Origin of the sequence: Psychroserpens ponticola, from assembly GCF_023556315.2 — a bacterium.
Lineage (GTDB): Bacteria > Bacteroidota > Bacteroidia > Flavobacteriales > Flavobacteriaceae > Psychroserpens > Psychroserpens ponticola.
This window is the reverse complement of the sequence record NZ_CP116221.1, coordinates 453,936-468,231: the sequence shown is the minus strand read 5'-3', so window position 1 is coordinate 468,231 and position 14,296 is coordinate 453,936. Positions and strand designations below refer to the sequence as shown.

Genomic DNA, 14,296 nt, shown 5'->3' with positions numbered 1-14,296 from the left:
GATTTTTAAAAAAGTTATTTTTGAACTTATAAAATCATCTAAACAATACATGAAAGCAGTTGAAATATTTAGATTAAGACGATCGTTTGGACCAAACAGTTCGGAAGCTATTAGAAAAGAGGCTGAAGATTTAATCAACGAAAAACACTACAAAGGCTATCGATTAATAACCACATCTTTTACAATTGAAGGTGGTAAAATTTATGCTTTCATAACAATGAAACGTCCAAACACGTATTAAATGAACGTATTAAAAAAAATAATTCTCCTTTGTGTACCTGTGCTATTTTTTGGATGCTGGAAGTATTCTTTCACAGGAACTTCAATTGCTGACAATATTGAAACCTTTCAAGTTAATTATTTTCAAAACGCATCAGATTTAGTAGAACCTGGTTTAGATCGTGACTTCACGTTAGCGCTTCAAGATTTGATTTTAAATCAAACCAATTTAAGCATTGTGAATTCTGGTGGTGATTTAATTTATGAAGGTGAAATTACTGAATACCGAATTTCACCAACAACTGCTCAAGCAAATAGTACAGCTGCACAAAACAGACTAACGATTGGTGTTAATGTTCGCTTTTATGATAAAAATGAACCTGAAGAAGAATTTGAAAAACGCTTCTCTTTCTTTTTTGATTATGATGGTGGCGAACAATTAATAGGCTCACAAAAAGATACAGCAATAGAAGAAATTTTTGAGCGTATCACACAAGACATATTTAATGCTACCTTAGCTAAATGGTAATACTATTTTGAATACAACAGATTTCACACACATACTCCAAAACCCTCAGAATATTACACCTGAGCAAACCCAACAATTACAAGAGTTAATCACAGAGTTCCCGTATGCACAATCTGCAAGAGCATTATACCTTAAAGGACTTAAAAACAAAGAAAGCTTTAAATACAACCAAGAGTTAAAAACGACTGCAGCCTACACTACAGATCGTAGTATTTTGTTTGATTATGTCACTTCTGAAGCTTTTAATCAAAATGAAATATCTCAAATTATTAAGCAAAACTCAGAACACCTCAAAGGCATTATTGTCAATGAAGCAGATGATATTTCGATTGACAGAAGTGTTACCATTGACGATGCACTAAAAGAGCATGTAAAAAATACTGAAGGTGTTCTTGACCCACACCTATTTGAAGAAAAGTTAAAAAAAGAAGATGTTGCAAATTTTTTAGCTCTTCGGAATTCTACACCAGAACAAGTAATTCTTGATATTGACGCCAAATCAATAGAAGAAGCTCCAGAAGAAGCTTTACAGATTGGAAAACCCTTAGATTTTAATAAATCTGAAACACACTCATTCACAGAATGGCTAAAAATAACAAGTTTCAAACCTATCAATCGCGAGGAATCAACTACGGTTTCAAAAGACAAATCAGACAATAATTCTGAAAAAACGAACCCTTCAATTCACAAAAAATTTGAGCTTATTGACAAGTTTTTAGAAAGCAATCCAAAAATAGTGCCTTCAAAAGAGAGTCCAAAAATAGAGCTAAAATCAGAGGACACAGCTAAGCATGATGGCTTAATGACAGAGACATTAGCAAGAATCTACCTAGAACAGAATAATTATGAAAAGGCAATTCAATCTTATAAAATTTTAAGTTTGAAATATCCAGAAAAAAGTGGTTTCTTTGCAGACCAAATTAAAGCAGTCAAACAATTACAAGAAAATAATACATAGAACTAATGAATACGTTTACTATATTTTTAATCCTTATCGTACTAGTTGCATTTTTACTAGTCGTAGTAGTAATGGTACAAAACCCAAAAGGTGGCGGATTATCATCTTCTTTTGGAGGTGGTGGCACACAACAAATGGGTGGTGTTAAAAAGACAACAGATTTCTTAGATAAAAGTACTTGGGCTTTAGCTACTTTATTGTTAGCGCTAATTTTAGCATCTAACTTTGCTATTCCTGGAGCTGGTGGTGCTCAAGATTCTAAAGTAATTAATGGAGACGACACAGAAATATCAGTTCCTGTAACAACTCCAAATACTTCAGCTGAAGACACTGCAACTCCTGATGGAGCTACAGAATAACAAATACAAAACATACCATATAAAAAATGCCAACAGTACTGTTGGCATTTTTTATATCTGAAACTTTGTCAGTATTATCCCATTGGCACATTTTTAGCATAATGCATAAGCATTAACATTAATCATTTAATTAAAATCTTATATAACAATGAGCTTAAATATTAAACCATTAGCAGATCGAGTTCTTATTGAACCTGTTCAAGCTGAAACTAAAACAGCTTCAGGAATTATTATTCCAGACAATGCTAAAGAAAAACCACAAAAAGGAAAAGTTGTCGCTGTTGGTAAAGGCACTAAAGATGAACCTATGACTGTTAAAACGGGTAATACTGTTCTATACGGAAAATATGCAGGAACTGAACTAAAGCTAGAAGGTAAAGATTACCTCATCATGCGTGAAAGTGACATATTAGCAATTGTTTAAACAATTCTGTCATTCCGTACTTGATACGGAATCCAATTAAAAATCAGTTAAAAACATAATACTCCTGCATTCGTAGGAATGACAAAAACATAAAAAAATGGCAAAAGATATAAAATTTGATATTGAAGCACGTGACGGATTAAAACGTGGTGTTGATGCATTAGCAAATGCAGTAAAAGTAACCTTGGGACCAAAAGGGCGTAATGTAATTATTAGCAGATCATTTGGAGCACCTCAAGTCACTAAAGATGGTGTTACTGTAGCAAAAGAAGTAGAACTTGAAAATGAGCTTGAAAATATGGGAGCTCAAATGGTTAAAGAAGTCGCTTCTAAAACTAATGATTTAGCTGGAGACGGAACAACAACTGCTACAGTTTTAGCTCAAGCCATCGTTAAAGAAGGGTTGAAAAATGTTGCTGCTGGTGCAAATCCAATGGATTTAAAACGTGGTATCGACAAAGCTGTAATTGCAATTACTGAAAACTTAGATAAGCAATCTAAAAAGGTTGGTAATTCTTCTGAAATGATTAAGCAAGTCGCTTCAATTTCTGCAAATAATGATGATACTATTGGTGATTTAATTGCAACTGCTTTTGGTAAAGTTGGAAAAGAAGGTGTAATCACTGTAGAAGAAGCTAAAGGAACCGATACCTATGTTGATGTTGTTGAAGGCATGCAGTTTGATAGAGGTTACCTTTCTCCTTACTTTGTTACAGATTCGGATAAAATGATTGCAGATTTAGAAAATCCATATATTTTATTATTCGATAAAAAGATTTCTAACTTACAGGAAATTCTTCCAATTCTAGAACCTGTTGCACAATCTAGCAGACCATTATTAATTATCGCTGAAGATGTTGAAGGTCAGGCCTTAGCAACTTTAGTAGTTAATAAATTACGTGGTGGACTTAAAATTGCTGCTGTAAAAGCTCCAGGATTTGGAGACAGAAGAAAAGCAATGTTAGAAGACATAGCCATCTTAACTGGTGGAACTGTAATTTCTGAAGAAAGAGGCTTTTCTCTTGAAAATGCAGATTTAAGCATGTTAGGTACTGCTGAATCTATCATGATTGATAAAGACAACACAACAATTGTAAATGGTTCTGGAAAGTCTTCAGATATTAAAGCAAGAGTTAATCAAATAAAAGCTCAAATTGAAACGACTACGAGTGATTATGACAAAGAAAAACTTCAAGAACGTCTGGCTAAATTAGCTGGTGGTGTTGCTGTTTTATATGTTGGTGCTGCTTCTGAAGTGGAGATGAAAGAAAAGAAAGATCGTGTTGATGATGCTTTACATGCTACAAGAGCTGCAGTTGAAGAAGGTATCGTCGCTGGAGGTGGTGTTGCATTGGTTAGAGCAAAATCAGTTTTAGAAAAAATCACTACTGAAAACCTTGATGAAGTTACAGGAATTCAAATTGTAGCTAGAGCAATTGAAGCGCCTTTAAGAACCATTGTTTCTAATGCAGGTGGTGAAGGTTCTGTAGTCATCTCTAAAGTTATGGAAGGTAAAAAAGACTTCGGTTTTGATGCCAAAACAGAAACTTATGTTGATATGCTAAAAGCAGGAATTATCGATCCTAAAAAAGTAACTCGTGTTGCTTTAGAAAATGCAGCATCTGTTGCTGGAATGATTCTAACTACTGAATGTGCATTAGTTGACATTAAAGAAGATACTCCTGCTGGCGGAATGCCACCAATGGGAGGCGGAATGCCAGGAATGATGTAAAATCATTTTGATAAAATTTTTTAAATTATAAAAGAGCTTTCAAATATTTGGAAGCTCTTTTTTTTATTATAAGGCACAAAATTTGTGATTTTATCTTTATCTTAATCAATAAATTCATATCATGAAAAATCTCTACTCAGTTTTATCTTCCGTAAGTATTCATCATTTACCTAAATTAGTTTTTGCTTTTTCATTCCTCTTTTTGTTGACTCCAAGCATCACCTATTCCCAAAACAAAGAAAATATTTTAGAAGACAGTTACACGTCATACTTTAATGCAGAACGTGAAACTATTTATTTACATTTCAATAAACATAAATTCCTACTAAATGAATCTATTTGGTTTAAAGGCTATATTTACGATAAAAAAGGAGACATTCCTTTTATAACATCTTCAAATATTTATGTTAGTCTTTATGATAAAGATGGAAACACACTAAAAACCAACCTATATTATGCAGAAAACGGAACATTTTCTGGTCAGTTTAAAGTCACTAAAAATCTAGCTTCTGGTCATTACTTTATTAAAGCACACACCAATTGGATGAAAAATTTTCAGGAGGATGAGTCTTTTACTTCCGAAACGCTTCAAATTATAAACCCAAATTCTGAAACTAATGAGGTAATAGAAAATAACACCTCTACATTCGATTTACAATTTTTACCAGAAGGAGGTCATTGCATATCTGATGTCACCAATAGTATTGGCTATAAAATTATAAATTGTGAAGGCAAAGGCTTAATGATAAATGGACAAATTGTAAACTCGAAAAATGAAATCATAAATACTTTTAAAAGCAATCTATTTGGAATAGGTAAATTTGATCTTCACATGGTAACTGGTGAAAGTTATACTGCAAAATACACAATTAATAATAAGAATTTTGAAACCAAATTACCTATAAGTAGACCTATAGGGTTTTCAATATCTTTAAACAATTACACCACTAAACTCATCACTTATTTAACACTTAAAACAAATAAGAATACACTTCTAAAAGAGGCTGGAAAAACCTACTATGTCGTAATTCATCAAAATAACAAAAGCTCTGTCATTAATCTTGAGATTGACAAATTAAACCTAAACCATGTCATTCCAATTGATAACAAAAAACTTCCTATTGGTGTGAATACGATAACCGTTTTCAACGATCAACTTCAGCCATTGCTAGAGCGTTTAATATTTAATTATAGAGAAGGTGATTATATTAAAACCAATCTAACTGCAAAACCGATTAGCAATGATTCTATTCCAATACATATTAATTTAAAAGACAATTCTAATGTTGCATTCTCATCTAATATTAGTGTTTCAGTTCTTCCTGCAGAAACCGAATCGCTAAGCACAAGCAGAAACATAATTAGTAGTATTTATATTGATCCCTATATAAATGGTGAATTAGAAAATGCGAATTTTTATTTTGAAGATGTTAATAGGATTAAATCCTTTCATCTTGATCTTGCCTTACTCACTCAAGGATGGAGTAAGTACAAATGGGATAATATTAAAAAAGGGACTCAAAATCTTATCATACCATTTGACAAAGGGGTAACAATAAATGGCACCATAAATGAGACTTTAGATCCTAAATCTAAATATCAGATTCAACTGTTTTCACTCGTAAATAATATTAACGAAACGAGACCTATTGGAGAAGACAAGGCATTCAACTTTGACAACTACTATATACAAGATTCAACTAAAGTTCATTTTAGTGTTTTTAAAGATGGAGAAAAAATAGCACAGCCAAAACTTTACGCGAAGGTTCTTAACAAAGACAGGAGTTCGTTGAACCAAATTTTTAAATCACCTAATACTTGTAGTATCATTGAATCTAACCAAGTAATCGAGCTTACAAAATATGCTGACATTGATTTTAAAGGAGAAGTACTTGATACGATAAACCTATATTCAAAAAACACTGTGAAACAAAAAAAACAAGAGAATGTATTAAAATATATAGGGAATGCTTACAGTAAAGGCATTAAAGTTGGATCTGATCAAGAGCGGGCTTTTCCATTTATTATAGACATTATCAATGCTAATGGATTCACTGCTAGAAATGATGTTGGACGAATTACTATTTTTAATAGGCAACCTGTTTCTTTCCTTGGAAGCAACTCTCCACTACTCATCGTTGATGATGTAAACTTTGGAAGAGATTATCAAGTTTTAACAAGCATGCGAACCAATGAAATTGATGAAATATATTTTAATAAATCTGGTCTAGGCTATGGATCAAGAGGTGGAGCTGGTGTGATTAGAATTTATTTAAAAAAAGACTTAGGACTTCTATCTGATAATAGTTTAGCACGATACGCAAATTCACTATTAGTTAGTGGTGGATTCGCAGATCAAAAAGAATTTTATTCACCTTTATTTTATAATAAATCAAACCATTTATTTAATACTTATGGTGCCGTTGACTGGCAACCTAAACTGATCTCTGATAAGAACGGCAACATCCAATTTAAAATAAAAAAACCTGATGCTGATAGGTTATTATTTATTATTGAAGGCTTTACTGTAAATGGTAAATTGATTTCTGAAATCAAAGAATTTTCAATTAGCAAAAACACGAACAATTAACCCAAAGATCAATTATAATCAATAAATTGAACACTATTAACCTCAATTCAAATATGAAAAAACAACACTTAGTATTATTCGTTTTACTTAGCTTTTTAGTAAACCTTACTAATGCTCAAGTTGAGAGAAAAAACCAATTAGAAGACACATACGCTTCCTATTATAGTATTGAAAGAGAGACGATACATTTACACCTTAACAAAAATGTATTTATTCTTGAAGAACCTGTTTGGTTTAAAGCCTACATTTACAATAAGGACACTAATAAACCAGCTATAAATTCTACAAATATTTTTGTGAGTTTATATGATGAAAAAGGCAAAGAAATTGATAAAAAATTGTTTTTTGCACAAAATGGTGTCGTTAGTGGTACAATGGAATTAAGCTCAGCTGTAACACCTGGTAATTATTATTTAAGAGCCTATACCAATTGGATGAATAATTTTCCTGAAGATGAATCTTTTACATCTTTACCTATTCATGTTGTCAATCCTTATAAAGAAGAATTAGAAGCGTTTCAAGATGAAGAAACAGCAACTCCTCATGATGTTCAATTTTTACCAGAAGGTGGTTATGCCATAGAAAACTCGAACAATACAATTGGTGTTAAAGTTTCAAATTTAAATCAAAATGAATCAAAAATAAAAGGCTCCATTTTTGACAATAATACTACTGAAGTATTAACCTTTGAAACTAATTCGTTTGGTCATGGTAAATTCAATTTAATATATGAAAAGGACAAAACATACTATGCCGTTTACACTATTAACAATAAAGAAGAAAAAACATTCTTACCTAAACCCAAACCAACTGGGTTCAATATAACAATTGACAATTACAGCAACGAAAAATACACGTACATAAATCTTAAAACAAATGCGAATACATTAGAACTCAACAAAGGTAAAACGTATTATCTTGTTATAAATCAGAATTCAAAAATTTCAGTTGTTAATCTTGATTTAAACAATCTTAAAACACAGAACACCATTCCAGTAGAATCAGCAAACTTAGTTCCAGGAGTGAATACTATTGCATTATTTGATGATAATTCAAATCCAATTTTAGAACGCTTAATTTTCAATTATCAAAATATAAACGTAGCATCTGTTAACACCAATATAAAAAAAGTTAAAGATTCAATCACAGTTAATTTAAAGGTTAATACACAAAACAACCAAAATCAATTATCCCAATTAAGCGTAAGTACTTTACCAAACATTAATATCACCAATGCTTCAAATGCAGATATCATGTCTTCATTTTTAATTCATCCCTATATTAAAGGTCAGGTTCAAAATGCAAGTCATTATTTTAAAAATGTAGATCGATTAAAAAAATACGATTTAGATTTATTATTACTCACACAAGGCTGGAGTAAATACGAATGGAAAAACATTAAAAAAGGGCAGCTTCCAGTAACCTATGGTTTTGAAGTTGGTCTTAAAATTGAAGGCACTTTTAATAGATATGCAAAAAAACATCGTTCAAATAAAACTCAAATGTTTTCAATGACAAATGGCGTTAATGAAAATACAACTATAGACCAAAACACAAATACATTTGTTTTTGACAACTATTTTTTAAAAGATGGAGCTGTCATTAATTTCTCATTATATGAAAATGATAAAGCTGTACCTAAGGTAAACCCTGTAATACAAACTATAAATGGCAAAAGAGAATTAATGCATGCTTTTAAATCTAAAACAAAAGTTATTCGTAAAAAATCGACTCAATCAGATTTAAGAACGGCTTTTAAAGCTTATAATATAGAAAAGCTAGACACAGTAAATCTTTCATATAAAAAGAAAAAAGTAGTAGAGAAACCTTTAAAGCACGAAAAATCATATATCGCAAATAAATACAGTAATGGTATAAAAATAGATTCCATGATTGAACGAACTTATTTTAATATTTCAGATCTAATAAATGCCAATGGTTTTGTTGTTGAAGATCTAGCAGGTACTGGTTTTACAAGAATTAAAAATAGAAATCCAGTAACATACTTAGGAAGCAATGAACCTATTCTTATTATTGACAACGTTAATCTAGGTAATAACTATGACATGTTATTTAACCTAACCTTTGAAGATATTGATGAAATATACATAAACACAAATGGTTTAGGTTATGGCGCTGCAGCAGCAGCTGGAGTTATTAGAATCTACAGAAAAGATGGGAGTCAATCTTTAGAAAAAATTAAACTAAGAGAATATGGAGATGTTGTAATAAAAAATGGTTTTTCTATTGAAAAAAAGTTTTATACACCAGCTTACTATTTTAAATCAGACGATGTGTTAAGTGAATTTGCTTGCTTAGATTGGGCTTCTAATATCACAACAAATGATTTAGGAATGTATACTTATAAAATGAAAGATTCAGGACTAAACGATCTTGTTTTAGTCATTCAAGGTTTCACAAGTACTGGTGAATTAATCTCAGAAATAAAAACTGTAAAAGTAGATAAAAATCAGTAGTAATTTTAGACAAAAAAAAACCTCTTTAAACAAAAAATGCCACATAATATGTGGCATTTTTCTTATAAGTTATTGTTATTAATTTTTATGATCATCTTGCACTTCTTCATCGCGATACTTACAACATGGATGAACCGAATTATAAGCTTCATCTGTAGCTTTAACTTCTTTAGTATCATGACCAACAGCAACGATACTTTTTGTAATCGCATCTAAACTCGTTTTGCGCTCGTCGTAAATAAGTTTCAACTCATGAGTCTCTACACTCCAAATAGCAGATTTAACACCTTTTGTTCTAATTGCTGCTTTTTCAATACGCTCTTTACACATTAAGCATACTCCATCAACTTCTAAAGAAGCTTTTGCATTTTTGTTTTGAGCAAATGATGCTATTGAAACTAACATCACAATCATTATAACTAGTACTTTTTTCATATCTGTAATTTTAAATTTATTTATTTTATTTTAAATCGTAATCCTGCGTAATACATACTTCCATAAATTGGACCATATACAAATGTAGTATCAAAATTTGAACCAAACGGATCATTTGCGCCTAAAATTGGATTATTTTGTCTTACATTAGTTACATTTTCACCTCCTAAATATACTTCAAATTTAGGAGAAAAGACTTTAGTCACTTGAGCATTTAAAGTTCCGACTGTTGGTGATTCTTCAGGCAATCTATATCCTTGTGAACTAGAACTTGTTGAAGCAAAACGCTGCTCACTTAGCCAATTATAAGTCAAATCAAATTTCCATCTAGACGTTGCGCCTTCTTCAGCATTTGTTACATAAGATGCATTTGCAAAAAAACGATGCTTAGGTGTTAGTGGTTTTGATTGTTTCCCTGTTAGATACTCTGTTTGAACATCATAATATTTATAAGCTGTTCTAAAATCAAAATGATCAAACATATTATAATTTAATTCCACTTGAAAACTATTAGCAAAACTATCCCCTTTCAGGTTATAGAAATTCACTTCTTGAGGATTTTCCCAATCTACAACTACTTGATTTTGAAAATCGGTTCTATAGAAGTCAAAAGTAACATCTGCTTTTCTTCCGAAGAGATTAAATCCTTGCAAATAAGACACACCATAATTCCATGCAATTTCAGGATCTAATCCATAAATGCTTCCATTTGTATTTAAAATATTTATGCTTCTTGAAGTGGCAAACATACTTTGATTTTCTGCAAAAATATTTGCACTTCGTTTACCTTTACCAATAGAAAAACGTAATGCTGATTTTTCCCAAGGCGTATATCTCATATGCAATCGTGGTGTGATAAATTCTCCTAACAAATTATGCGTATCAAACCGAAGTCCAGCCGTTAAAGTTAGCTTATCTAAATTATCATAAGCGTATTCAAAAAAGCCACCAAATGAACGTTCACTACGTTCAAAATTAGTGTTTATTGCCAACTCATCATAATGATCATAAGTAAAACTTAATCCTGTTTTAATCTTATGTCTAGAATCATTTATAATAGAATTGTAAATCACATTTGAGTACACGCTATTATGATTAATATCATAGGTGTTCAAGCCATAATATGAATCTTGCTTATGTGAGCTAAAAGCAAATTGCACACCTAAACTTTGCCATGGAACTTCTGGATTTACATATCCAAATTTAGTAGTGATTTCAAAACGTTCGGTATCAATTTCACTTCCCCAAAAATTAGTAGTTAGCTTATCTCGACTGGGATCAAAATCTAATTGCCCAGCCTGTTTGGAATCATTTAAATACCTAACATTAATAAAACTCACTAATCCCTTTTCAGGATTTACATACTGCCAACGATTCATCACATTAATTTGATTATACAAAGGCATATCTAGAAATCCGTCATCATTAACATCATGTTTGGCCTGATGCGTATTACCATGAATATAAAAACCTGTACTCCATTTATCACTCACCTTAGTATTAAAATGAGTATTTAATTCCATACGCTCACTACTTGCACCATATAAGTTTACAAAAAATCGGTTGTCTGTTGAAGGTTTTTGAAGTTCTGCATTAATTTGTCCTGCAATACTTTCAAATCCATTAGTAACACTTCCAGCACCTTTAGTAATTTGAATACTCTCTACCCAAGTACCTGGAATAAAACTCAAACCAAAAGCTTGAGATGCACCACGAATTGATGGCACATTTTCTGTGGTTATTAAAATATATTTACTGGTTAAACCCAGCATTTTAATTTGTCGCGTACCAGTAAGAGCATCAGAAAAATTCACATCAATTGACGGATTGGTTTCAAAGCTTTCAGACAAATTACAACAGGCTGCTTTAAGTAATTCATCACTACTTACAGTAATTATATTGGCTGCTCTCATATAAGATTTCACAGTAGATTGTTTACGTGAAGTTACTATTACTTCATCTAACTCACTTGAAGGCTTAAGGTTGTGTTTGATAAATTTTGGCGCATCAATAGTTAAAGTATCTGTCTGATAACCAACGTAACTTATAACCAATTGCTTATAACTCGTTTCATATGGAATTGTAAATTTCCCATCTAAATCTGTTACTGCACCAACAGTCGTATTGAGCCAAAACACATTAGCTCCAACTACTGGAATTGTTTTATTTTCGGTATTAGCTTCCAAAATTTCACCAGATAATTGATCTTGGGAAAACAGCAACAAAGGAAGCATAAATACGATATATATTATGTTTTTCATTTAATTGTAGGATTTTAATAACATGACAACAGCCATAGTAATCATAATGCTGTTTTCAATGAACGTCGCTTTCGTCATAGGCAATTTCAAAGCAGTTCCTAAGCAAGCACATTGAATGGATTTTTTACTCCATAAAGTTCTAATAACTCCAAAAGTTGTAACACCAAGAATCACCAAGGTTATTACAAGTGCTAAAGTGATTTCCATTCGCATTAAGAACAATAAGCCTAAGCCTAATTCAATAAAAGGATATAGCCATCCATATACAGGAATTCGCTTTGCTAATGGATCATACATTCTGAATGAATCTGGAAAACCTTTTAAATCGAGTAGCTTAAAGAAACTAAACACAATGTAAAATAAGCCCATAAAATCGAGCATAAAACTGGTAGTGCTCCAAGGGTTATTATTTAACAATATTGAAGCTCCTATGATATATCCAAAGATTATAAACAAAGGGAATAATTGTCTGAATTCACTTTTAGGAGTATCTTTCTCTGAAGTCGAACTATTAAAAATATTAACTTCTGAATCGTCTAAAATTGTATATTTTGATGGTAATCCGTTTTGTAATGTTTCAACAGAAACTGGGTTAGACATCTCAATTATAGCCTTAGATTTTTCCAAGTCAATAGATATATTTTCGACAGAATCAATAGATTTTAATGCTTTCTCAACAGAAGCTTTGCAATTATTACAAGTCATACCTGTTATGCTGTATGTACGTGTCATGATTTTGATTTATTAGTATATAAAATTTGTATAGGCTAATCAAAACCTATACTTAAAAGAATTTATACTAGTAAATCAAATTAAGAAAACCGCATCGAGAACTTGAATATCATCAATGAGATCAGGTGGAGAATAATGTAAATGAGGAATAACAAGTTTAGATAATTCCTCAATACTATTAATATAGGTGTATAGATAAGAAACAACAAAAATCTGTTGCTCAAATGTAATATCTTCAAATTGTGAACGCTTAAGTTTGTCTTGTCCTTTAACAACTTCTAATTCATCTTTACAACAATGTACTTTCGTAATTTTAGTTTGTTCTATTTCAAAAGCTTCCATTTTGCATTTCTGTGCCTCAGAAAACACAGCAGAATCAATTAAAACATCACCACAAAAATGCTTCTCCACAGTAAATGATACTGTTGAAAACAGCACTAAAATAGCCATGAAAGCCGAAAATAATTTATGTATTATTAGTTTAAACATTGAACAAATTGAATGACAAAGTTACAAAAAAGATAAATACAGCACTTTTTTTAAGTTAGGATTAACGTTTTATTGTTTTAACCTATAATAGTAAAACGCTGGCAATAAGAGTAATAATAATATTGGCTGAATTAAAAAACGTCTGAAATTAAAAAACAAATAGTAGTCTTCTTGTCGTGGATGTATTACAAAATACAAAAATAAGGCAATCAAAATAACATAAGCTAATCCAAATACAGTTAAAGAAAATTTAACAATAGACTTATCTTTAAAAAACAGATAAATAATTCCGAGTGACATACCAGAATTAAGGATATATCGTAAGGTTGTGTACATCGTTAACTTAAAAACCTCACGTCTTGGAGAATCAATGTGCAAATAATCATTTTTAAAAAACGAGAGGTATGGATCGTAAAATAATTCATTTTCAAAAACGCGAATAAGCACTAACATTCCGAACAAAACAAAAAGCAATATGTAAGTAATAGGATTACGCATTGGCTTTTTCTATTTTAGAAAATCGATTGACCCAAAACATCCAAAGGAGAAAGACCATTCCGTAAATAATTAATGGAAAAATTACAGTATGCAAAATTTCTCGTCGCCAAGGGTAATTATACAATCCTATAGATAAAATGACAATACGCAATAAATTAACTGTATAAATCAAAACACTTCCTGATAATAGATATAAAAATGTGGCCTTGAATTTACCTGCAAAAGCAATAATAAAAGAGATAAATAAAATAATAACACTTATAGAATTACAACCTTCGACGACTCTAGCAACAAATTTATCGTTTATAATAAGTTTCATAGATGGTTCATCTGGGTGTGGTATAACACTCGCATCATAACCAACAGCATGTAATAATACATTGCACTGTTTAGACACTAAATTGGTAAAATAGTCTGGATAGTAAATAGAACCTTCAGAATAATCCAGATAAAATTTATATACTAATGTTAGTATAAAATAAACCGTTAGAAAGGTTAAAATAAACGTTACGACAGATTTATATTTAAGAAAAAGTGCTTTCAATAGCTATCTATTTTATTCAGTTAAAATTATATAAAAATAAATCTAGAAC

General features: G+C 31.0%; 14 protein-coding genes. 8 read left to right on the top strand and 6 right to left on the bottom strand.

Annotated features, from left to right (window positions below; genetic code table 11):
• Positions 1–49 precede the first annotated feature (49 nt).
• From MUN68_RS01965 to MUN68_RS01930, 8 genes are all read left to right on the top strand, one after another.
• On the top strand, positions 50–241 hold the full coding sequence (locus MUN68_RS01965) for a hypothetical protein (protein WP_249994984.1): 192 nt from the start codon (positions 50–52) through the stop codon (positions 239–241).
• On the top strand, positions 242–748 hold the full coding sequence (locus tag MUN68_RS01960; RefSeq protein ID WP_249994985.1) for an LptE family protein: 507 nt from the start codon (positions 242–244) through the stop codon (positions 746–748).
• Positions 749–755: 7 nt separating this feature from the next.
• Positions 756–1,706 carry a hypothetical protein gene (locus MUN68_RS01955; RefSeq protein ID WP_249994986.1) on the top strand — a complete coding sequence of 317 codons (951 nt, stop codon included), beginning with the start codon at positions 756–758 and terminating at the stop codon, positions 1,704–1,706.
• Positions 1,707–1,711: 5 nt separating this feature from the next.
• A complete protein-coding gene (gene secG, locus MUN68_RS01950) occupies positions 1,712–2,065 on the top strand; it encodes a preprotein translocase subunit SecG (RefSeq protein WP_249994987.1) in 354 nt (117 codons plus the stop codon).
• A 148-nt stretch (positions 2,066–2,213) separates the two neighbouring features.
• Positions 2,214–2,489, top strand: coding sequence for a co-chaperone GroES (locus tag MUN68_RS01945; RefSeq protein WP_249994989.1), 276 nt, complete (start codon positions 2,214–2,216; stop codon positions 2,487–2,489).
• 97 nt (positions 2,490–2,586) lie between these two features.
• Positions 2,587–4,221 (top strand): chaperonin GroEL, encoded by a 1,635-nt coding sequence (gene groL / locus MUN68_RS01940; RefSeq protein WP_249994990.1) that lies wholly within the window; start codon positions 2,587–2,589, stop codon positions 4,219–4,221.
• Between the two features lie 121 nt (positions 4,222–4,342).
• Positions 4,343–6,811 (top strand): hypothetical protein, encoded by a 2,469-nt coding sequence (locus MUN68_RS01935; protein WP_249994991.1) that lies wholly within the window; start codon positions 4,343–4,345, stop codon positions 6,809–6,811.
• Between the two features lie 53 nt (positions 6,812–6,864).
• Positions 6,865–9,288, top strand: a complete 2,424-nt coding sequence (locus tag MUN68_RS01930; protein ID WP_249994992.1) for a hypothetical protein — start codon at positions 6,865–6,867, stop codon at positions 9,286–9,288.
• Between the two features lie 78 nt (positions 9,289–9,366).
• Here MUN68_RS01930 and MUN68_RS01925 read toward each other — a convergent pair whose 3' ends face one another.
• From MUN68_RS01925 to xrtF, 6 genes are all read right to left on the bottom strand, one after another.
• Positions 9,367–9,723, bottom strand: a complete 357-nt coding sequence (locus tag MUN68_RS01925) for a heavy-metal-associated domain-containing protein (RefSeq protein ID WP_249994993.1) — start codon at positions 9,721–9,723, stop codon at positions 9,367–9,369.
• Between the two features lie 20 nt (positions 9,724–9,743).
• Positions 9,744–11,984, bottom strand: coding sequence for a TonB-dependent receptor plug domain-containing protein (locus MUN68_RS01920; protein WP_249994994.1), 2,241 nt, complete (start codon positions 11,982–11,984; stop codon positions 9,744–9,746).
• Positions 11,985–12,716, bottom strand: a complete 732-nt coding sequence (locus MUN68_RS01915; protein ID WP_249994996.1) for a heavy metal translocating P-type ATPase — start codon at positions 12,714–12,716, stop codon at positions 11,985–11,987. It abuts the gene before it with no gap.
• 75 nt (positions 12,717–12,791) lie between these two features.
• On the bottom strand, positions 12,792–13,205 hold the full coding sequence (locus tag MUN68_RS01910; RefSeq protein ID WP_249994997.1) for an HYC_CC_PP family protein: 414 nt from the start codon (positions 13,203–13,205) through the stop codon (positions 12,792–12,794).
• Between the two features lie 69 nt (positions 13,206–13,274).
• Positions 13,275–13,703: an exosortase F system-associated membrane protein gene (locus tag MUN68_RS01905; protein ID WP_249994998.1), complete on the bottom strand. Its 429-nt coding sequence runs from the start codon at positions 13,701–13,703 to the stop codon at positions 13,275–13,277.
• Positions 13,696–14,247, bottom strand: coding sequence for an exosortase family protein XrtF (gene xrtF, locus MUN68_RS01900; protein WP_249994999.1), 552 nt, complete (start codon positions 14,245–14,247; stop codon positions 13,696–13,698). The genes MUN68_RS01905 and xrtF overlap by 8 nt, the downstream gene beginning before the upstream one ends.
• Between the last annotated feature and the right edge of the window lie 49 nt (positions 14,248–14,296).

Coding starts and splice junctions, on each gene's coding strand:
- MUN68_RS01965 (WP_249994984.1), top strand. CDS start 50: ATGAAAGCAGTTGAAATATTTAGATTAAGACGATCGTTTGGACCAAAC.
- MUN68_RS01935 (WP_249994991.1), top strand. CDS start 4,343: ATGAAAAATCTCTACTCAGTTTTATCTTCCGTAAGTATTCATCATTTA.
- MUN68_RS01930 (WP_249994992.1), top strand. CDS start 6,865: ATGAAAAAACAACACTTAGTATTATTCGTTTTACTTAGCTTTTTAGTA.
- MUN68_RS01910 (WP_249994997.1), bottom strand. CDS start 13,205: ATGTTTAAACTAATAATACATAAATTATTTTCGGCTTTCATGGCTATT.
- groL (WP_249994990.1), top strand. CDS start 2,587: ATGGCAAAAGATATAAAATTTGATATTGAAGCACGTGACGGATTAAAA.
- MUN68_RS01925 (WP_249994993.1), bottom strand. CDS start 9,723: ATGAAAAAAGTACTAGTTATAATGATTGTGATGTTAGTTTCAATAGCA.
- MUN68_RS01905 (WP_249994998.1), bottom strand. CDS start 13,703: ATGCGTAATCCTATTACTTACATATTGCTTTTTGTTTTGTTCGGAATG.
- MUN68_RS01915 (WP_249994996.1), bottom strand. CDS start 12,716: ATGACACGTACATACAGCATAACAGGTATGACTTGTAATAATTGCAAA.
- MUN68_RS01920 (WP_249994994.1), bottom strand. CDS start 11,984: ATGAAAAACATAATATATATCGTATTTATGCTTCCTTTGTTGCTGTTT.
- MUN68_RS01960 (WP_249994985.1), top strand. CDS start 242: ATGAACGTATTAAAAAAAATAATTCTCCTTTGTGTACCTGTGCTATTT.
- secG (WP_249994987.1), top strand. CDS start 1,712: ATGAATACGTTTACTATATTTTTAATCCTTATCGTACTAGTTGCATTT.
- MUN68_RS01945 (WP_249994989.1), top strand. CDS start 2,214: ATGAGCTTAAATATTAAACCATTAGCAGATCGAGTTCTTATTGAACCT.